Origin of the sequence: Leptothoe sp. PORK10 BA2 (assembly GCF_034932105.1) — a bacterium.
Taxonomy (GTDB): domain Bacteria; phylum Cyanobacteriota; class Cyanobacteriia; order Phormidesmidales; family Phormidesmidaceae; genus Leptothoe.
In genome coordinates this window covers 1-21,013 of the sequence record NZ_JAYGIG010000053.1, presented here as the reverse complement: position 1 = coordinate 21,013, position 21,013 = coordinate 1, and the positions used below count along the sequence as shown (strand labels likewise).

The 21,013-nt window shown below is 52.9% G+C and carries 18 protein-coding genes; 15 read left to right on the top strand and 3 right to left on the bottom strand.

What is annotated here, in order from left to right; translation table 11 throughout:
- Positions 1-381 precede the first annotated feature (381 nt).
- Positions 382-1,125 (top strand): ferritin-like domain-containing protein, encoded by a 744-nt coding sequence (locus tag VB741_RS12225; RefSeq protein WP_323365462.1) that lies wholly within the window; start codon positions 382-384, stop codon positions 1,123-1,125.
- A gap of 5 nt (positions 1,126-1,130) precedes the next feature.
- On the opposite strand, the gene VB741_RS12220 is transcribed toward VB741_RS12225, so the two are convergent.
- Positions 1,131-1,286, bottom strand: coding sequence for a hypothetical protein (locus VB741_RS12220; RefSeq protein ID WP_323365461.1), 156 nt, complete (start codon positions 1,284-1,286; stop codon positions 1,131-1,133).
- 265 nt (positions 1,287-1,551) lie between these two features.
- Between VB741_RS12220 and VB741_RS12215 the strand changes: the two genes are divergently transcribed.
- Positions 1,552-2,145 carry a Uma2 family endonuclease gene (locus VB741_RS12215; protein WP_323365460.1) on the top strand — a complete coding sequence of 198 codons (594 nt, stop codon included), beginning with the start codon at positions 1,552-1,554 and terminating at the stop codon, positions 2,143-2,145.
- Positions 2,146-2,232: 87 nt separating this feature from the next.
- On the opposite strand, the gene typA is transcribed toward VB741_RS12215, so the two are convergent.
- Entirely contained in the window at positions 2,233-4,026 is a 1,794-nt protein-coding gene (gene typA / locus VB741_RS12210) for a translational GTPase TypA (RefSeq protein WP_323365459.1), read from the bottom strand.
- Positions 4,027-4,431: 405 nt separating this feature from the next.
- Between typA and VB741_RS12205 the strand changes: the two genes are divergently transcribed.
- The 3 genes from VB741_RS12205 (at position 4,432) to dacB (ending at position 8,080) form a co-directional block, all read left to right on the top strand.
- On the top strand, positions 4,432-4,770 hold the full coding sequence (locus VB741_RS12205) for a DUF760 domain-containing protein (RefSeq protein WP_323365458.1): 339 nt from the start codon (positions 4,432-4,434) through the stop codon (positions 4,768-4,770).
- Between the two features lie 100 nt (positions 4,771-4,870).
- Positions 4,871-6,094: an A/G-specific adenine glycosylase gene (gene mutY, locus VB741_RS12200; RefSeq protein WP_323365457.1), complete on the top strand. Its 1,224-nt coding sequence runs from the start codon at positions 4,871-4,873 to the stop codon at positions 6,092-6,094.
- Between the two features lie 534 nt (positions 6,095-6,628).
- Positions 6,629-8,080: a D-alanyl-D-alanine carboxypeptidase/D-alanyl-D-alanine endopeptidase gene (dacB, locus tag VB741_RS12195; RefSeq protein ID WP_323365456.1), complete on the top strand. Its 1,452-nt coding sequence runs from the start codon at positions 6,629-6,631 to the stop codon at positions 8,078-8,080.
- A gap of 13 nt (positions 8,081-8,093) precedes the next feature.
- Here dacB and VB741_RS12190 read toward each other — a convergent pair whose 3' ends face one another.
- The gene (locus VB741_RS12190; RefSeq protein ID WP_323365455.1) at positions 8,094-8,852 is read right to left on the bottom strand and encodes a Uma2 family endonuclease; all 759 of its coding nucleotides are present in this window, start codon (positions 8,850-8,852) and stop codon (positions 8,094-8,096) included.
- A 194-nt stretch (positions 8,853-9,046) separates the two neighbouring features.
- Here VB741_RS12190 and VB741_RS12185 point away from each other — a divergent pair, with 194 nt between their 5' ends.
- From VB741_RS12185 to VB741_RS12140, 10 genes are all read left to right on the top strand, one after another.
- A complete protein-coding gene (locus tag VB741_RS12185; protein ID WP_323365454.1) occupies positions 9,047-9,541 on the top strand; it encodes a hypothetical protein in 495 nt (164 codons plus the stop codon).
- 118 nt (positions 9,542-9,659) lie between these two features.
- Positions 9,660-11,759, top strand: a complete 2,100-nt coding sequence (locus VB741_RS12180; protein WP_323365453.1) for a M3 family metallopeptidase — start codon at positions 9,660-9,662, stop codon at positions 11,757-11,759.
- A 157-nt stretch (positions 11,760-11,916) separates the two neighbouring features.
- Complete coding sequence (gene mgtE, locus VB741_RS12175) at positions 11,917-13,314, top strand: magnesium transporter (RefSeq protein WP_442786345.1); 1,398 nt, start codon at positions 11,917-11,919, stop codon at positions 13,312-13,314.
- A gap of 242 nt (positions 13,315-13,556) precedes the next feature.
- Complete coding sequence (locus VB741_RS12170) at positions 13,557-14,306, top strand: DUF502 domain-containing protein (RefSeq protein WP_323365451.1); 750 nt, start codon at positions 13,557-13,559, stop codon at positions 14,304-14,306.
- A gap of 162 nt (positions 14,307-14,468) precedes the next feature.
- Positions 14,469-15,185, top strand: a complete 717-nt coding sequence (gene nusB / locus VB741_RS12165; RefSeq protein ID WP_323365450.1) for a transcription antitermination factor NusB — start codon at positions 14,469-14,471, stop codon at positions 15,183-15,185.
- 50 nt (positions 15,186-15,235) lie between these two features.
- A complete protein-coding gene (ftsY, locus tag VB741_RS12160; protein WP_323365449.1) occupies positions 15,236-16,774 on the top strand; it encodes a signal recognition particle-docking protein FtsY in 1,539 nt (512 codons plus the stop codon).
- 3 nt (positions 16,775-16,777) lie between these two features.
- On the top strand, positions 16,778-17,764 hold the full coding sequence (gene holA / locus VB741_RS12155) for a DNA polymerase III subunit delta (RefSeq protein WP_323365448.1): 987 nt from the start codon (positions 16,778-16,780) through the stop codon (positions 17,762-17,764).
- Between the two features lie 76 nt (positions 17,765-17,840).
- Positions 17,841-18,317, top strand: a complete 477-nt coding sequence (locus VB741_RS12150) for a DUF4168 domain-containing protein (RefSeq protein ID WP_323365447.1) — start codon at positions 17,841-17,843, stop codon at positions 18,315-18,317.
- 41 nt (positions 18,318-18,358) lie between these two features.
- The gene (obgE, locus tag VB741_RS12145; protein ID WP_323365446.1) at positions 18,359-19,435 is read left to right on the top strand and encodes a GTPase ObgE; all 1,077 of its coding nucleotides are present in this window, start codon (positions 18,359-18,361) and stop codon (positions 19,433-19,435) included.
- 24 nt (positions 19,436-19,459) lie between these two features.
- On the top strand, positions 19,460-20,812 hold the full coding sequence (locus VB741_RS12140; RefSeq protein WP_323365445.1) for a serine/threonine protein kinase: 1,353 nt from the start codon (positions 19,460-19,462) through the stop codon (positions 20,810-20,812).
- The last annotated feature ends 201 nt before the right edge of the window (positions 20,813-21,013 follow it).

Below are 21,013 nucleotides of genomic sequence, written 5' to 3'. Positions count from 1 at the left end.
AACTCCATAATGGAACTGGCTGATTGTAATGGTTTCAGCCAGTTTCGGACATTCCAGACCGTTTGGGTACTGGGATGTTCTTTTTTAGAGACTTTCACCAGTTAGAGATGAACTTCGCACTGTCCAGCTATAAATGATTTTCGGACAATGGTTACAACATAGACTGAGGCCCCAATCTCGGACACAAATCAAAAAAACAGCTAACCAATGGTGTTGGCAGGATTCACCATGGCGCTAGGTAGAGAGGCGAATGGGCGAAAGGAGGATACTCAAGACCTTTACAGAGACTATCCTGATCTCCTCACACACACTTTATAGACTTCGATGGAAAACTCTAGCCCCAAGGTTGTAGGTAGAGCCTACACTTAACAACAGCAAACTATGGTTGCTATTTCTGCTTTTCCCTCTTTGGGTATGCACAAGACAGCTCCATTCTGGAGTCGTTACTTTGCTCAAAACACAGAGCGTTGGGAAGAATTTAGTCAAACATTTGAGCCGCAAAGGCTAACCTTAAATCCAGATTTTATCAAGTCGCTTCAGATGTTTCAGCTAGGAGAACAATCTGAGGGGCGTTGTCTGATGCATCTAGCCCAGCAGTATGGAGATACCCATGGTGATCCCGAGTATATCAAGGCAATTCAACAATTTATTAAGGAGGAGCAGCGCCATGCTCACTTCCTTAAACTAGCGCTACAGAACAATGAATCTGTTGTTATAGAGAAAGACTGGACCGATACCCTCTTTCGAAAAATCCGTAGACTGTGCGATTTGGAAATGATGATTTCGGTACTGTTTACGGCTGAGATTATTGCCGTTGCTTACTATGGTTGTCTGGCGAAGGCGAGTGAGCATCCCTTAGCCCGGTCATTATTTGAGCGTATTTGTCAGGATGAGGCCATGCATCTTAAGTTTCATGGGGAGCATTTGCGAAAGTTACGTAGCCAAGGCCGTTGTATAACTCTGCGGAGTGGGGTGAATCGCCTGTTTGTTTGGCTCGTGGCTGGCATGGTGTGGCGGGAGCATTATGGAGTCTTAGGACAAACTTTTGAATCGTTTGGTGAGTTTCTGAAGCGTTGTGATGGTCAGCTGAGTCAGGCGATTAGTGGACCTATAGAACTAATTTGACAGCTTTATAGCTGATGGATATCTTGCATGGACAAGTCCGTTAATATAATTCGCCCGTCTGTAAACGTGCGTTGCTCCGCAATCGAGTGAGGCTCACGCTCCCAACCCGCCGACTGAAGCTTCGGTAATACATACTGTCGGCAGGTATCAGCTTCACTCATAGTCAAAACAACCTAAAAATCATAGCCAGAGAGGAAAATAAGAACTAAATCATTCACTATCAATGTCATTATCTATAGTTCACCCATAAATCAACCAAAACTGATAGTTCTTAGCCGAAATTTCAAAAATTGTTATTTGCTGTCGTAAAACTTTCAGAGTTTTGGCATATTTTTTGATGCATTACCTCTGGATGATCTGTGCGTGCTTTATTCCAGCACCAATTAAATTAGCTAAAATAAGCACAGATATTCCTCAGCCGATTTTATGGTTGCCCTGCCGTCTTTACCCTTGGATGCCCAAACGCTCAAACGCTGGAACGTGGATGAATACCACCGTATGGCAGAGTCAGGGCTCTTGGCAGAGTCAGAGCGCACCGAACTCCTGACAGGACAAATCATTCTGATGATTGCCAAAGGCACTCCCCACGTTACCGCCCTACGCCTAGTGGCCACTGCTTTAGATAACTCATTAGCAAATCAGCCATATTTTGTCAGCACCCAAGACCCCATCCAGCTGGATGATTACTCAGAGCCAGAACCCGACCTGGTGATCGTTAAAGGCGATTTTCTGGACTATGCAGCCCATCACCCTACCCCACAAGATATTTGCCTGGTGGTCGAAGTGGCCGACTCCACCCTCAAGCAAGACTGCGAAGTCAAAGACAAACTCTACGCCCAGGCAGGCATTACCGATTATTGGGTCTTAGACCTACCCCATCGACAACTCCACATTTTTAGAACACCCACCCCTACGGGCTACACAAGCCATTTAATCCTTAAACAGGATCAACAACTATCGCCCCTCGCCTTTCCAGATATGGTCCTTGCCCTAGAGAATTTATTGCCTCCGGTTGTTTAAGGTTGTAGCCACATATCTTAGAAAATAGAAAAGAGCCACGATGGCTCACACCATCGCAGCTCTCTTAGCTTTTAATTCGTTTGAACTTTAGCGCTTAGCCAGCTTCTTCTTCGGCATTTTCCGCAGACGAATAGACTCGGGAGTCACCTCCACCATCTCATCCGAAGCAATGTACTCTAGCGCGCGCTCTAGGCCCATTTCCTGGGGAGACTGCAACTGCACTAGCTCATCGCCACTGGCGGCCCGGTGGTTGGTCAACTGCTTTGCTTTGCAGATGTTGATCTCTAGATCCTGGGGACGGTTATTCTCTCCCACAATCATGCCCTTATAGACCTTGGTGCCTGGTTCAATAAAGAACACACCGCGATCCTCAGCATTTTTCATGGCATAGAAGGTGGATACACCTTCCTCAAAGGAGATCAACACACCGTTCCGGCGAGTATCCACTTCCCCAGACATGGGGCGATACTCCAGGAAGCTATGGTTCATGATGCCTTCGCCACGGGTTTGGCGCATGAACTCACCCCGGAAACCAATCAGGCCACGGGCAGGTATGACAAATTCGATCTGAGCCCGGCCATTGCCGTCCATCATCATGTCTTGCATCTCACCCCGACGTGTGCCTAGGCGCTCCATGCAGCCGCCAACAGCGCCTTCCGGTACGTCCATTACCAGCTGCTCGTAGGGTTCACAGGGTTGACCGTTGACTTCACGGAAAATTACCTGGGGTTGGGACACTTGGAACTCATAGCCTTCACGGCGCATGGTCTCAATCAAAATACCCAGGTGTAGCTCCCCTCGACCCGATACGCTAAAGCGGTCGGGAGAATCGGTTTCTTCCACCCGCAGGGCCACGTTGGTTTCTAGCTCACGCATCAAGCGATCGCGAAGCTGGCGAGAGGTGACAAACTTACCTTCCTTACCAGCAAAGGGGGAGTCGTTCACCGCAAAGGTCATCTGGAGGGTGGGTTCGTCCACCTTAATCAGCGGCAGCGCTTGGGGATCGTCAGGTGAGGTAATGGTTTCGCCAATGTTAGCGTCGGCAAAACCGGCTACCGCCACCAGGTTACCAGCTGTGGCTTCTTGAATTTCGATCCGCTGCAAACCCTCAAAACCCATCAACTTAGTGATTTTGGCCTTAACAATTGTGCCATCTTCTTTGATGAGAGCTGTTTGTACCCCTGTGCGGATGGTGCCGTTGTGGACCTTACCAATCACAATGCGGCCCAAATAGTCGGAATAGTCCAGGGTGGTGACCTGAAGCTGTAGGGGTTTTTCGGGATCCCCGATTGGGGGTGGAACATGGTGCAACACTGCTTCAAACAAGGGTTGCATATCCTTGTCTTCCTGCTCTAGCTCGTTCTTGGCATAGCCTGCTAGACCCGAGGCAAACAAATAGGGGAAATCGCACTGGTCATCATCGGCCCCCAACTCAATGAACAGGTCTAGTACCTTATCGACAGCACTCAGGGGATCGGCCCGAGGGCGGTCAATCTTATTAACGACCACAATCGGGCGCAGACCTTTCTCTAGGGCTTTTTTGAGGACAAAGCGGGTCTGGGGCATGGGGCCTTCGTTGGCATCCACAATCAGAATGCAGCCGTCGACCATGCCGAGTACCCGCTCCACTTCACCACCAAAGTCGGCGTGGCCGGGGGTATCTACAATGTTGATCAGCGTGTCTTTGTAGTGAACCGCTGTGTTCTTGGAAAGAATGGTGATACCGCGCTCACGCTCCAGGTCATTGGAGTCCATGACACAGGTGGGGATGGCTTCGCCTTCCCGGAAAATACCGGATTGTTCGAGTAGGGCATCGACCAAGGTTGTTTTACCGTGGTCTACGTGGGCGATAATGGCAACGTTACGGATGGGAAGGCTCATTGGATTGGAACTTCCAGAACTAGCAGTAGTAAGTGATGTTTCGTAAAAAACCTTAACAATTGTAGCTTAGATGGCAGGAATATCGGCCAAAGCTCGGGGGATTCTAGAGGATTGGTCAAAGGCAATGGGCCTTAGACAATTGGGATCTAGCCTTGATGGTTTGGCCAGTTCTCCATTACAAAGGTCCTAGGCTCAGGAAAGTGTTCACACTCTCATCAATAAATATTGTCTCCATGGCAGCTCCCCACTGTAGACCCCTCGAGACCCAATGGCTCTTAACCTTATAATCCCCACCTTTCAGTTCGGTTCTGCCCACTATGGAAACGCAGGCACCTTTGTTAAATTGGCACTACGGCGGCAAACAACTCCACAACCGCTAACACCCACGTTTCGAGTGAGGCATTTATGACTAACCAATCGGACAAGAATACAAACTCCGGCTTTATGGGTGGTGCTGTACGGGACAATTCTTTAATGCAATACGTGCAGTCCATGGAGCCTGAGACGATTGCTCAGCTATCCCGACCTGTATCTGGGGATGTGAGACAGGCGATGGAGCACAACATCATTGGCATGTTGGGCGGTCTGCCCTCTGATGCGTTTGATGTGTCCGTTACCACCAGTCGTGAAAACCTAGGGCGTTTGCTGGCTTCGGCCATGATGGGTGGTTATTTCCTGAAGGGGGCTGAGCAGCGCCTAGCGATGGAAATGTCAATTTTAGATGACTTGGAAGCTGACCTGTAGGCATGGTTTCAGGGTAGTTTCCCTGGACGGTAACTCCATAGGGCCCTACGGAACGTACCGACCCATGGCAGGATCAAAGCGGTGATAGGGATATGCCGCTGTGGGTGAGGGAACGAAAAAACGATATCGGACGCGGGATAGCGCTGATGGTCGCTATGGCCCCCAGCAGATGTCTTTGTCAGAGGCATCTGCTGCTGATTTCGCGGCCAGTTTAGAGGTTGCTGGTTTAGAATTCGCCAGTTTAGAACCTGTGGCTTCAGCTTTACGACAAGCTTTATTGACTTGGTACGGTGAGCAGGGTCGGGATTTACCCTGGCGGCGGAGTCGAGATCCCTATGCCATCTGGATTTCGGAAATCATGCTGCAGCAAACCCAGGTGAAGACGGTGCTACCTTACTATCGGCGCTGGTTGGCAACGTTTCCCACGGTGGCAGATTTAGCGACTGCTGAGCAGCAGGCGGTGCTGAAGGTCTGGGAAGGGTTGGGTTATTATGCTCGGGCGAGGAACTTACATCGGGCAGCGCAGCTGATTGTGGAGCGCCATGGCGGGGTGTTTCCGAGTGGGTTTGAGGATGCGATCGCACTGCCTGGCATTGGCCGCACCACTGCTGGGGGTATCTTGAGTGCCGCCTACGACAAACCGGTGGCAATTCTCGATGGTAATGTAAAACGGGTATTGGCCCGATTGGTGGCCCTACCCAAGCCCCCGGCAAAAGCCATGAATCAGCTGTGGCAGCTGTCCGAACAAATTTTGGACCCCCAGCAGCCCCGTGACTTTAACCAGGCCATCATGGATTTGGGTGCTACCCTATGTACCCGCCATCGTCCATCCTGTGGGCTCTGTCCATGGCAGCACCACTGCGCCGCTTACCGTCAAAATCTACAGTCCGAGATCCCCATGACCGAAGCCAAAGCCCCCATCCCCCATAAGCAAATTGGTGTTGCCGTCATCCACGACAATGCTGGTCGTATCCTCATCGACCGGCGCAAACAGGAAGGTTTGCTGGGGGGGCTATGGGAATTCCCAGGGGGCAAAATTGAGCCGCATGAAACCGTGGAAGATTGTGTGCGGCGGGAAATAAAGGAGGAACTGGGGATTGAAATCCAGGTCGACGACCGGCTGATTACGGTGAACCATGCCTACAGTCACTTTAAGGTGACGCTGAATGTGTTCAACTGCACTCACCTGAGTGGGGAACCTCAAACGATTGAATGTGATGAGGTGAAATGGGTCACCTTGGAGGAAATTGATAGCTATCCTTTTCCTAAGGCCAATGGTCAGATTATTGACGCCATTAAGGAGCGAGCGAATCAGACATCTTAGGGGAACCCACCCCGTTGCCCCTCCCGAAGATATATTAGGGGAACCCACCCCGTTGCCCCTCCCGAGAGGGGATAGAGTTGCGGCTGCGGTGTCAAGTTCGTGAATGGTTCTTGTTTCCTTAAGTCTTCTCGGATGGCCAGAGTATCGGTTTAACAGGGATGATGGGCCGTGCCCAGCCTACGACTCTTGGTTTGTTACTGATCTAGTGATGAAAATTTTGGTGTAAACCCTAAAAGGAGAAGAAAGAGCCCCAAAGATGCATCTCCAGGGCTCAGAATCAGGGTGCATCTACCAATCCAACATGCGTGCTTTTCCTGGCCCTATCCGGAGTTGAGGTATGACTTCACTAAGACTTCAAACAATATCCTGGGGCATCCGAGGAGTAGTGAATTTTTCGGTGTTGCTGATGCCCATCTACGTAAAATTACGATGACTATCAAACTTGTTCAATCTTCTGAATGTCCTGGTAATGGAAGATTTCAAGCCCTAGAAATGGTCTTGCGTACATACTTTTGTTCATCTCTCTGTACATCTTTGGGGAGATTGTTAGGCCTAGTCTGTGGGGCAAGTTTTTGGTTGGCGGGGGATGTGGCTGTTGCCCAGGGATATTGTCGAGGGGAATTGGTGGCGCGGATTGATGCGATCGCAAACCTCCCAGCCCTGACCCAGGCCCACCTAGGTATTCTGGTAGAACACCAGGACCCTATTCCCACTGAGCGTCAAGCCATTCTCGAACACAACACCGAGAAATGGTTCGTCCCCGCATCCACCCTGAAGCTGTTGACCACTGCCGCCGCCCTACATAGCTTAGGGCCAGATTTCCAAATTCAAACGTCCGTATATGCCCCCCAGTCAGAGGGACCCACTCATTTAACTAACCTATATGTCATGGGTCGGGGGGACCCCACCTTTACCGATATCCAGCTTAAAGATTTAGCCCAGCAAATTGCCCAGGGGAACATTCACCACATCGACCATTTATGGGGGTATGACGGCTATTTCCCCGGGCGGGCCGTCCATCCCAACTGGGAATGGGAAGATGTGCTGGCGGGCTATGGGGCCTCGGCCAACGGTTTGATTCTGAATGAAAATGCCTTGGGGGTCACCCTGCACCCCACCGAAGTTGGTCAACCCCTACGGGTAGAGTGGCATAACCCCACCCAGGCAGACAGTTGGCAAATCCAGAACACCTCCCGCACCGTAGCCGTTGGGGAACCGCTGACCGCTGACGTCGGTCGCGATTGGAGCCAGCCCATTTTGCATGTATTTGGTAACTTAACCATCGATGCGGGGCCCGATCCGTTTGCCCTGGCCATTACCCAACCCGGTACCCACTTCATCCAGCAGTTTGAAACGAGTCTGACCCAGGCTGGCATCACGGTGGGGGCAGCTAGTTTAACGCCCACATGGCCTCCCGATCACTCCCTCTCAGAAATAGCCACCATCAAATCACCACCGTTATCTGAGTGGCTGCCCACCATCAACCAAAACAGCAATAATTTATATGCAGAGGCACTCCTAAAATCCTTGGGGCAAGCAACAGGCAATCAAGCAGATGTGACCCAAGCGGGCATAAGTGCGGTCAAGGAGATTTTGCATGGTCTAGGCATAGCATCCGATAGCTATCAAATGGTGGATGGGTCTGGACTGTCGCGACATAATCTAGTTACCCCACGTACGTTAGTAGATACATTACAGGCCATGGCCAACGGACCCCATGGTGATCTGTATCGCCGTTCCCTGGCAGTGGCCGGGGAAGCAGGCAACTTAAGCTATCGTTTTCGCGATACCCCAGTGCAAGGACGTCTGCAAGGAAAAACGGGCTATGTTAGCAACAACGAATCCTTAGCTGGGTATCTGCAACCCTTGGGCCATCCCCCAGTAGTGTTTAGCATTTTCTTGAATAATGCCAATCTCTCGGCAACAGAGATGAGAGAGATTGTCGATGAGATTATTTTGGATATCTCTCAATTGAGGAATTGTTGAACAATGTTTCCCCCTAAACCTGATTGGGGTCAATCCCCAGCTCTCGCAATTTAGCGGCTAGTCTATCCACCTGGGCTTGAGCCTGATCTGCTTGGGCCTGAGCCTGATCTGCTTGGGCCTGAGCCTGATCTGCTTGGGCCTGAGCTTGAATAGCGGCTTCTTCCGGGGTCGCCAGCTTATTCCCTTGGGCATCGTACCAATACAGCCATTCCCGTTCCCATCCCTGATGGGTTCCCTGTGCTCGGCCTAGTCCCAACCCAATTTCCGGTAACCATACCGGTTCGTCCCATAGGCGTTGGTAAGCTCCATCAACCAGTTCATAGACCTCTAGGGGATCGCGATCGCGACGGCGGCGCTGGGTCGGAGAATACACGGCGTAGTAGCGAATCCCTAAATCAATGTAGCGTTCCTGTTTGAGCTCATACTCTCCACCGTAGGTTTTCGACACCACCTCCAGGGCCAGACGGGGGACAATGTTGTCTTCCTCCCATAGCACGTAGCTCAAGCGGCCCTGTTGTGGATCGACAAACCGTTCCACCCCAAGACTCAAAAATCCATCGGGCACAATGGCCGGTTGCTTGGGGGCAAAGTAAATCCCCATATCCACCCCAAAAAACCAGTCTTCACGAGCGGCCCAGGCTAGGGCCAATGTACTGGCCAAGAGATTAGGGACTAGATTTTGTAACTCATTATCCACCGGTGTATCGTCAGAGTCTGGCAACTCCGCTGAGGATGGTAAGCACTGCTGCTTAGGGTCGTACTGAAGAACCATAATTGGGCAGGATGGCAGTTAGGCCCATGCTAACGCAGTCCATAATCCTTTCATGCAATATCCATTAAGTACATTGATCACCTCAGTACATTGATTACCCCCTGAGGCCAAACTCAATCCAAAATGTAGCGGACAAGGAATAATGGGAGCTGTTGGGTTTACCCTAACCTCAAGCCCTTAATGTCTGTATTCCCATGAGATACCTTGTTGCTGTTTTTCGCGATCGCATCCAAGCCGAAGAAGCCTACGCCCGGTTAGAGGCCAGCAACTTTGCCATGGACGACATTTCCATTCTGGGCGATGGGTACAGCAATAAGGATGAATTTGGCCTCCGTAACCCGAAGGAACTCGCCTGGCGGCAGGTCCGACTCATGGCCACCTGGCTGGTGCCCTTTGGGTTTGGTGGTGGCTTTGTGTTTAACGCCATTACCGGCCTCGACACCTTTCCCTGGGCCGGAGTAATAGGCAATCAGCTGATGGGAGGTTTGTTGGGTGCAGGGTCTGGACTTATGGGTAGCTTTTTTATCGGCGGTGGCCCCGCCATGTTTTTCAATAACAATGACACCCCCTATCGCGATCGTCTAGAAGCGGGTGAATACCTAGTCGTCGTCAACGGCGGAGAGAGCGTCATCACCCAGGCCGCCCGAGTGCTCCAAGCCCTCGATCCAGAAGTAATTGACGCTGGGTAAGGTGGCGATTGCTCCACGCTACCGAAAAATCACAGTAGTATAAAGCTAAGTCGGAATGATTCCGGGAAACTAGGTTTCCTGAAATTCTGTCACATTACGTTTTTACCCCAAAGCACCTATGACTTCTACGGCAACTACCAGTGCCCCTGCTGCAACCAATCCCTTTTTAATCGGTCATGGTCTGCCCCCATTTGATCGATTCCAGCCCGATCAGGCAGAGTCCGCCGTGACCCAGCTGATCAGCGATCTCACCGCCGCCTTGGAATCATTAGAAAAAACCATGACTCCCACCTGGGAAGGGCTGGCCGACCCCCTCACCAAAATCAGCGAAAGACTGGGTTGGACCTGGGGCATCTTGGGGCATTTGATGGGGGTGAAAAATAGCCCAGAATTACGCACCGCCTATGACGCTGTACAACCGGCTCTAGTGGAGTTTTCGACTCGCTTAAGCCAAAGCAAGGCCTTTTATAACGGGTTCAAACAACTGGCGTCAGATCCTGGCCTTAGCCCTGCCCAGCGGCGCATTGTGGAAGCCGCCATCCGCGATGCCGAATTGTCCGGCGTGGGCCTAGAGGGTGAGGCCAAGCAGCAGTTCAATCAAATTCAACAGCAGCTGGCGGAGCTATCCACCCAGTTTTCCAACCACGTTCTGGATGCGACCAAGGCCTTTAGCCTGACCCTCACATCCCCGGCAGATATTGCCGGGTTGCCCCCGAGTTTGCTCAGTCTGGCCGCCCAGGCTGCCCGTGATGCGGGGGAGGCCGAGGCCACCGCAGAATTAGGCCCTTGGCGCATCACCTTAGATATCCCCAGTTATGGACCGTTTCTGAAGCATAGCCAGCGTCGGGACCTGCGGGAAAAACTCTACCGCGCCTATGTCAGTCGGGCGTCTGCCGGCGACCTGGATAATTCCCCGTTAATCGACCAAACCCTGGCCCTGAGAAAACAGCAGGCCCAGCTGCTGGGCTTTGACACCTATGCTGACCTGAGTCTTGCCCGCAAAATGGCCCCCTCGGTGGCAGCGGTGGAAACGCTGATGGAGGAGCTGCGCAGTGCTAGCTTTGACACCGCCGTGAAGGAATTGGCCGATCTCAAAGCCTTTGCCCAAGGCCAAAATGCCCCGGAAGCTGCGGATCTCAAACAGTGGGATATCTCCTTCTGGGCAGAGCGGATGCGGGAAAAGGAATTTGATCTAAATGATGAAGAACTGCGGCCCTATTTCCCGCTGCCTCGGGTGCTCGACGGGTTGTTCGGCTTGGCCACTCGCCTGTTTGGGGTGACCATCACCGCCGCCGATGGCCAGGCCCCCGTATGGCACTCCGATGTGCGCTACTTTGCCATTGCTGATGCCAGTGGCAATCCCATGGCCTATTTCTATTTGGACCCCTACAGTCGTCCGGCGGAAAAACGGGGCGGAGCTTGGATGGATGAATGTGTGGTGCGAGCCCATATGGATGCTGACCAACCTGCCCGGCTGCCCGTGGCCTATTTGGTGTGCAACCAGTCCCCACCGATGGATGGCAAACCCAGCCTGATGACCTTTGGCGAGGTGGAAACCCTATTCCATGAGTTTGGCCACGGGTTGCAGCACATGCTTACCCAGGTGGACTACCCAGGGGCGGCGGGCATTAACAATGTGGAGTGGGATGCGGTGGAGCTGCCCAGTCAGTTTATGGAGAACTGGTGCTACGACCGCAGCACCCTGTTCAAAATGGCGCGGCATTATGAGACTGGCGCCCCGCTGCCGGAGGCAGATTACCAAAAGCTGCTGGCTACCCGTAACTTTATGACCGGCAATGCCATTTTGCGCCAGGTGAATTTTGGCTGGCTGGACATCGAACTCCACTCGCGATATCAGCCCGGCGGCGATGAAACCATCTGGGATGTGCGGGATCGCCTGGCGAAAAAGACTACGGTCCTTACCCCCTTGGCCGAGGATGCTTTCCTCTGTAGCTTTGGCCATATTTTTGCCGGGGGCTATGCGGCAGGTTACTACAGCTACTTCTGGGCTGAAGTTCTCAGTGCGGATGCCTTTGCTGCCTTTGAGGAAGTGGGGATCGACAATGAACCTGCGGTGCAGGCTACCGGGCAGCGGTTTCGGGATACGGTGCTCGCCCTGGGGGGCAGCCGTCATCCGATGGAGGTGTTTGAGGCGTTTCGCGGTCGTGGGCCTAGCACCGATGCCCTATTGCAGCATCGGGGGTTAAAGGCGGCATAGGGGGAAAGGATGGCTTGTCCATGGTTTGGAGAAATCTATCTGGAGCTCTATGCTCCCAACCATGGACAAAATCTTGCCTAGAAATTTGCAGGATTTTTTTATTCGGGAACCATTCCGCCACTAGACTATAGGCAACGGGTTCTCGGGCATACATTCCTTGACGGATATTGAACAGGCTACTAGCGCTGCATCATTTTCACGCAGGGAATTGCGTGAACTTGTGCGATCGCAACTCCAAGCCCTCCTCGAACAGGACAATTACCAGGGAGCCAAAGCTTTGCTCGTGCCGGTGCAGCCCGCCGACATTGCCGAAGCCATCGAAGGCCTGCCCGAAGCGATGCAGGCCATCGCTTTTCGCCTCCTCTCCAAAGCTGAAGCGATTGAAGTCTACGAAAACCTGGACACCAGCATTCAGCAGGTCTTAGTCGAAGACTTTAAACGCCAGGACGTGATCGACATCGTGGACAAAATGTCCCCAGACGACCGGGCCCGTCTGTTTGATGAACTACCTGCCAAGATCGTCCGGCAATTATTAGGGCAGCTCAGCGCTCAAGAACGAGAAGCCACTGCTCTGCTTCTAGGCTATGAAGCAGGGACGGCTGGGCGGGCCATGACCCCCGAGTACATCGCCCTGAAAGAAGATTGGACGGTGGAGCGGGCCCTCGACCACATTCGCAAACTGGCCAGCGTTAGCGAAACCGTTTACTACCTATACGTCACCGATAGCGCTCGCCGCCTCACCGGCATTTTATCCCTGCGAATTTTAGTCATCGGTCAGCCCTACCAAACCATCGGCGAGCTGATGACCCGGGATGTGGTCTCCGTCCAAACCGGTATTGACCAAAAGGAAGTGGCCCGCCTGATCCAGCGCTACGACTTTTTAGCCGTTCCCGTTGTGGATACAGAGGAGCGCCTCGTCGGCATCATCACCGTCGACGACGTGCTAGATATTCTCGAAGAAGAAACCACCAAAGACATCTATGCCCTAGGTGGGGTGCAATCCGGTGGCGATGACTACTTCCAGACCAATTTACTCACGGTGGCGCGGAAGCGAGTGGTGTGGCTTTCCGTACTGCTGGTGGCCAACGCCTTCACCGCCGCTGTCATCAAAAGCCAGGAAGACCTGATCCAGCAGGTGGCCGTGCTGGCCTCCTTCATTCCATTACTGATCGGGACCGGCGGTAATGTGGGGGCTCAATCCTCTACTGTGGTGATCCGAGGGTTAAACACCGATGAACTAAAACTGCGGGAAGCCTTCCAGGTGATTCGTCGCGAAGCCATTGCTGGCGCTTTTTTGGGGCTGATGCTGGGGTTGGTGGTGACAGGAGTCGCCTATGTGGTGCCTGCCATTAGTCCAGGCATTGCCATCAGCGTTGGCTGTAGTCTAGTGGCCATATCCATCCTCGCCTCCAGCGCCGGGGCCGCTCTGCCGATCTTATTCCAAAGCCTCGGGTTCGATCCGGCCCTGATGTCAGCCCCATTTATCACCACCGTTGTGGATGTATTCGGCGTTCTGATTTACCTAACCCTGGCCCGCAGCATACTCCAGCTCTAAATCAGTTGACCCTAGATAGTATTGCTCCCAACCGTATCAATCCGACCGAACCGAACCGATCCCAGCCATGGGGCACACATATCTTAGGATGTATATAGAGTGATGAGCTTTATAGTACAGTTACACCATACATACAGTAGCGAGTTACACCGCTTCAGCAAGTCAGTTCTCTACAAACACCATTTATCAACGCTATTTAATCCAAACATCCACTGCTAGGACCATACCCGAGACGTCAGCCCGTGCTAAAAAAACTCCAGCAAGGTTTGAAGAATGACCTGATTGCAGGTCTTCTGGTGGTTATTCCCCTCGCCACAACTATTTGGCTAGCCATTACGGTTGCCAGCTGGGTTATTCGTGCGCTCACACGGTTTCCAAAGCAGCTAAATCCATTTGTCGATTTGCATCCTGCCCTGGTGGCTCTGTTTAATCTGGGGGTGGGGGTTGCGGTACCGTTCCTGGCCATTTTGTTGATCGGTCTCATGGCCCGTAACATTGCTGGCCGCTGGCTGCTGGACTTTGGTGAGCGAGTTCTACAATCTATTCCCCTCGCTGGTTCCGTCTATAAGACCCTGAAGCAGCTCCTGGAAAGCGTCTTGCAAGACAGCAAAACTCAGTTTAGCCGCGTTGTTTTGGTAGAGTATCCCCGGCGCGGTATTTGGGCCATTGCCTTTGTCACCAGCTCAGTCACGTCGATCAATGCTGATTCAAACATTTTGAGTGTCTTTGTGCCGACGACCCCCAACCCCACCAGCGGTTGGTATGCAGTCGTCCCTGAAGCCGATGTGGTCAATTTGACCATCTCCATTGAGGATGCGTTCAAAGTCCTTTTATCCGGTGGTCTTGTTGGTCCCAACTTGGCTGAGGCGCTGGTTGCGCATGATGCAATGCTACAATTACCCGCTGGAGAGACGCCAACCATGCCCTCAGAGTTGTCTAAGCCCCAGCAGATGTCAGAGCCAAAAACCGAGTCTGCTGAAACTAGGGTTTAACTGGTCAACATGGAGCAGCCCAGCTAAACAACGTGACAAACTCCCAAGAGTGCCAGCTGCGTTAACCCACTGCAATCACTAAGCCCTCATCCCAGCCAGAATCTGATCGTTCAACACCCTGGCTGATAAGATAGCTGATCTAGACCACCCACTCCCATCACCATGCAAGCCCGTCGCATTGCTCGTGAGCTGGCACTTCTTGGAATGAGCCAGCTGACCGACAATCCCAAGCACACCAAGAAAAATTCGATTCTTCCACCGATTGAAGATCTCCTGACTGAGGCCGTGTGTGCCCTCACCAACGAAGTTAAAGAAACCCTAGAAGCTGCATCGGCAGAGCTGATGATTGGTAATCGTCACTTACTCAATAGTGAAACCCGCTCTGGCAATATCACCGATGCCCAGACCACGGTAAAAAGTGCGATTGAACAGGTGCAAATCGCCATTAACCGTTTGGGCGCAGCCGTAGAACTGCCAGAATTTGTCCAGCTTGCTGGTCATCGAGATGTGCAGGACTATGCGAAACGGATTATGACCCAGTTGATTCAGCATCGTGAGGAAATCGATCAACAGCTGGACAGTGCCATGGTGGGTTGGAACCTGAAGCGTTTGGCCCGCGTAGATCGGGACATTCTGAGGATTGCAGTGACTGAGATTTTGTACCTGGCCATCGATAAGCGCATTGCCATCGATGAAGCGATTGAAGTGGCCAAACGATACAGTGATGAAGATGGCTATCGGTTTATTAATGGCGTCATGCGCCGCGTCACAGACCAGATGGCTAGTCAAAAACTAGAGGCTCGTGCCACTCCGTTGAAGCTAGCGCACCTAGCTCCGGATGCTAGCGCTGACAGTGAGCTGTCTGAAACCGAAGGTTGACGGACGGCCAGACTTAAACCCTTTTGCCCATTGCCTATTCCCCATCTGCTATGTCTTCATTCAACTGGTTTCGCCGTGGCTATGATGACGCTGATGCGGCTAAAGAAGCGTCTGCTAAAGCGGATGAGACAGCTTCCGAGGCCCCATCAGATGACCCAGGTACAGATAACTCCGATGCCCCTGCCAGTGCTGAAGACTACCTGGCCTGGGCCAAAGCTGCCTACCAAAACATTCAGCAACAACAGGCGGTAGCGGAGACTGCCGAGGTTGAGGCCGACCAAGCTGCAGAGGAAACGGCGGCGAAACCAGCCCTAGAGAACAAGGGTGAGGCAGAAGTAGAGGTAAAACTAGGCCTAGAAGTCACGGACACTACGGACACCCCTGCCGACCCGGAGAATCCATCGGTCGCCGATCCAGAAAAACCTTTGGTCGCTGAGTCGGTGGCTGCTCCATTTTGGGCAAAAGCAGCGGAGGCAGAGCGGGAGGCTCGCTTAGCCAAGCTGAAGGAAACGGCTATTTTAGAGCCCGAACCGGAGCCAGCGGCAGCGGCACCCCAGGCTGAGCTGATCCTGCCGGATGTGGATTTAGATGAGGCTTTTCTGTGGTCAGCAGAGGTTTTGGCTTCCCAAGGCCGACGGCCCGATGAAATTTCCCTCGAAGAAATCACCTGGCTCAATCAGCTGCGCCAGGGCCTAGACAAAACCCGACGTGGGTTGGTCAATCAGCTGAAAACTGTCGTTGGCCAAGGTCCGCTAAACCAAGAGGCGGTGGATGAAATTGAATCGTTGCTACTCCAAGCCGATGTGGGTGTCACGGCCACTGACAAGATTATTGCAGCGCTTCAATCCAGGATGCGGGAGTCAGCGCTGCCGCCAGACGCGGCCATTCTCTATCTCAAAACTATCCTGCGGCAAATGCTGGATAGCCCGTTAGAAGGAGGCCATAATCTGCTGTTTGTGCCCGAAAGCGAACAGCTGAACATTTGGTTGATAGTGGGGGTGAATGGGGCGGGTAAAACCACCACCATCGGGAAGCTCACCCACATTGCTACTAAGTCTGGCTATAACTGTTTGATTGCCGCCGCCGACACCTTCCGAGCCGCTGCCGTCGAGCAGGTAAAGGTGTGGGGTGCCCGCAGCGGTGTAGAGGTGATTTCTAACCCGGGGCAAAACACAGACCCGGCTTCGGTGGTGTTTGACGCCATTGCCGCCGCCAAGGCCCGCAACACGGAGCTACTGCTGGTGGATACGGCGGGCCGCTTGCAAAATAAGAAAAACCTGATGGATGAGCTCTCCAAAGTGCGGCGCATCATCGACAAACAAGCCCCGGATGCGAAGGTGGAAGCCCTGTTGGTACTGGATTCTACCCTGGGTCAGAATGGGGTGCGCCAAGCCCAGGTCTTTTCCGAAGCGGCTAACCTGAGCGGGGTGGTGCTGACCAAGTTGGATGGTACGGCCAAGGGTGGCGTTGCCCTGGCGGTCGTGCAGCAGTTGGGGCTGCCGATTCGGTTTATTGGGGCCGGTGAGGGGATTGAAGACCTGCGGCCATTTTCCAGCTATGAATTTGTGGAAGCATTATTGAGCGGTTAGGGCATGCCGGTTTATTTTTTTTGGGGTGCCGATGAGTTTCGGATGAAAAAGGCGGTGCGGGCGCTGTGCGATCGCAACCTAAACCCCGACTGGGCCAGCTTTAACTACGAAAAAATTCCTCCAGAGCAGTCCGATGCCGTCATCACCGCGCTAAACCAGGCCATGACCCCGCCCTTTGGCATGGGTAAGCGGGTGGTGTGGCTGGTGGATACGCCCCTGGGGCAACGCTGTCCACCGGACCTCCTGACGGAGCTGGAACGTACCCTCCCCAACATCCCGGACAGCTCTATTCTGCTCCTCACCAGTGACAATAAACCGGACGGACGCTTAAAATCCACCAAGCTGATCAACAAACACGCCGACATTCGAGAGTTTGACACCATCCCACCCTGGAAAACCGAGCAAATTGAGCATCAGGTCTACCAGGTGGCTAAGGATGTCGGGCTACAACTCACTCCCGCTGCTGCCGAACTGCTAGGGGCGGTGATTGGGGCTGACACCCGTCGCCTCTACAACGAACTAGAAAAACTCAAAACCTATTGGGCTGACTCCACCCAGGCCCTCCCCCCCGAAGCTGTCACGGACCTGGTGGCCACTAGCACCCAAAGCAGCCTACAGCTCGCCGCCGCCCTGCGGGAGGGCAACACCGACCGCGCCCTCAGCCTGATTACAGACCTGCTGGAGCGCAATGAACCGGCCCTGCGCATTGTCGCTACCCTGGTGGGGCAGATACGCACGTGGCTCTGGGTGAAACTGATGACCGAATCGGGGGAACGGGACATCCGCACCATTGCCCAGGCCGCCGATGTTGGTAACCCCAAACGGATTTATTTTTTACAGCAAGAAACTCGTGACATTTCATCATTTCAACTAAAAAATGCCCTGATACTCCTGCTATCGCTTGAATTCTCCCTAAAGCAGGGGGCACCGGAGACTGTAACATTACATACCAAAGTGATCGAATTGGCGCATTGCTTTAAGCACAGCTAAGGCCTTAGGATGCAATATTGCGGTGTTCCTGCTTAGAATTTGTTGCAAAACTGGTCAGATTTTCCTAGGTACTGCCATGAAGCTCCCCCATCGCGCTAGTCATATCCTCCCTCGTCAGTGGTCTTGGCGAACGGGTGTTGGTATTAGTCTTGTTCTCAGTACCTTGGGTTGGCTACCTCTGTCTACACTCTGGCAACGTGGATACGCCCAAAACTTTACCGCCGAAGAAATTACCAACTACGCTGCCGCCGTATTGGCGATTGAAAACATTCGGGGTCGTGCCTACGCCGAAATCAGCGACCTAATGACCAGTAAACAGCTCGATGTCACCCGCTACGATCTGCGTTGTCTCACTGCCCACAGCTTAGAGTTGCCCCGCGCCGTCAGATCCCCCGTCAGTTATTTACTGATCAACTACTGCAACGACGCTCAAAAAATTGTTGAAGATACCGGACTGACGGTGCAGCGATTTAATTCCATCACCGTCACCCATCGGCAGGATGAGGCGCTGAAAGAGCAGATACAATTGGAAATAGCGAAGGCAAGTCAGTAGTAGATTGGCTAACTCATCCCACGTCCTCCCATCCCACTCCCATGCAATTCATTGATCAAGCCGAAGTTTATGTCCACGGGGGCGATGGTGGAGACGGTCTAGTCGCCTTTCGCCGCGAGAAGTATGTGCCGGCGGGTGGACCATCTGGCGGTAAGGGGGGCAACGGCGGTTCGGTCATTCTGAAAGCAGTGGCCAATTTACAAACGCTGCTGGACTTTCGCTATGCCCACCGTTTTCAGGCCGAACATGGTGAGCGGGGCGGCCCCAAGAATATGACCGGAGCAACGGGGCAGGACCTGATTGTGGAAGTGCCCTGCGGCACCATGGTCTATAACGCGGAGACGGACGAACTGTTGGGGGATTTGGTGACGGAGAATCAAACCCTATGTGTGGCCGCAGGTGGGCGGGGTGGTTTAGGTAATTCGTCTTTTTTGAGCAACCACAACCGGGCCCCGGAAATTAGCCTGCCGGGCATACCTGGGGAGGAGTCGCGGATTCGCTTGGAGCTGAAGTTATTGGCGGAGGTGGGCATCATTGGCCTGCCCAATGCGGGCAAGTCCACCTTGATTTCTGCCCTATCTGCGGCCAAACCGAAGGTGGCGGACTATCCTTTTACCACCTTGGTGCCGAACCTGGGGGTGGTACGCAAGCCCTCGGGGGATGGGGCTGTGTTTGCGGATATTCCAGGGCTGATTGAGGGGGCTCATCAGGGGGCTGGCCTGGGCCATGACTTTTTGCGCCACATCGAGCGTACCCGTGTGTTGCTGCATGTCATTGATATCACCACCCTGAACCCGATTGAGCATTACCATACGATTCAGCATGAGCTGATGGCCTATGGCCATGGGCTGGCGGATCGGCCCCAGCTGGTGGCGCTGAATAAGGTGGATGCGGTACCGGCGGATGAGCTGGAGGTGATCACGGAGGAACTGATGGCCAGTAGTGGATGCGATCGCATCTTTGGCATTTCCGCCGTCAGTCGTCGGGGTCTAGACGAACTGCTCCCAGTGATTTGGGATATTCTCGAAGCTAGCAAGCCCACAGAAGACGTTATGGTTGAACCTGACCCGTTTCCCAACCTGGTCCCTCCAGAAATGGCCCCCACCATCTGGACTTAGAGCCCACTATTCCCTTCACGGCGGATGCATGATGCCCAGCTAATAGGCTCTGTTGTTCACAATCGCTACAGAATTTTAGCCATCCTCGGCCAGGGCGGTAGCAGCATTACCTATGAAGCCGAGGATCAGATTCAGGGTCACCTCGTCGCGATCAAGGAATTATCTCTCAGGGGATTAAGTGATTGGAAAAAGCTGGAGCTATTTGAAAGGGAGGCCCAGGTTTTAGCCAGCCTGGATCATCCAGGGATTCCTAAGTATGTTGACTATTTCCAAGTAGATACCCACCAGAACCGCTACTTCTATATTGTCCAAGCCCTGGCCAAAGGACCGTCTTTAGCAGACCTAGTTGCAACCGGCCAACGGTTCTCTGAAGCAGAAACCCAGCAAATTGCCATCGAAATTTTGCAAATATTGGAGTACCTCCATGCCCTAAATCCTCCGATTATCCATCGGGACATCAAACCCCAAAATATTATCCGGGACGATGATGGCCGCATCTTTCTAGTGGACTTTGGCGCAGTCCAGACCGTGTATCACAACACAATTGCCTTTGGTAGCACTGTCGTGGGCACCTTTGGCTACATGGCCCCCGAACAGTTTCGGGGGAAGGCCTATACCAATACAGACCTCTATGGTCTGGGAGCCACCCTGCTCAATCTACTGACTCACCAAAATCCTGCCGACCTGCCCCAAAAACGACTCAGGCTAGACTTTCGGCCAGCCGTCACGGTCTCCGAAGAGTTTTCCCTGTGGCTAGAAGGTTTAGTGGAGCCTGGTGTGGAAGACCGGTTTGAGTCTGCCAGTACAGCACTGTTGGCTTTGACTCAGCCTCAACTGTTCCAGACCCATGCCCTCGCCCAGCGACCGGCCGGTAGCCCCATTCAACTGAACTACAGTCGTCATCATCTATCGTTAAAGATTCCACCCACCGGGTTTGAAAAAGCGGCGACTAGGGGCCATGTCACCTTAGCCCTGGTGTGGAATAGCATCGCCTGGTTTGTGGGTTTGGCAGTTTTACCCTTTTTCCCCTTGGCAACTGCCGTTATCTTTTTTGTTCCTTTCTGGGCTGTGGGTCTGGGCATTGCCTGGAGAACAATCTGGACTATCTTTGAACAGATTTCCTTAGAAATTGACCAAGACTGTTTTGTTTTTAAGCGACAACTTTTATTTTGGCAAGAGATCCATCAGGGTTCCATGGATGACTTGGAAAGAGTTGTGTTGGAAACCATATTTTTGAGCAACGATCGTCCCATCAAAACCGTGGCTCTGAGGGAAGGCATCCATAGCCATCACTTTGGTACATCCCTGTCTCTCTCGGAAAAAGAATGGTTACAGGAGATATTGGATCGCTTTATCCAGCATCAGAAACATCGCTAATGTTCAGCCATTGCTTCTCTGGCCTTTCCCGGTCCTTTTCGACCCTTTTGAGTCCTCTCCATCCACGGGCACAGTAGACCTCTTGCAAAAATGATTATGTGTTAGCCTGAAAGGCTTTTCTAACTCTTTCAGGCCAGGTTGAGTTCATAGTTGTAGAGGGCGGCGATTAAATTGAAACGCAGCCCATAGCGCCGTCGTCGA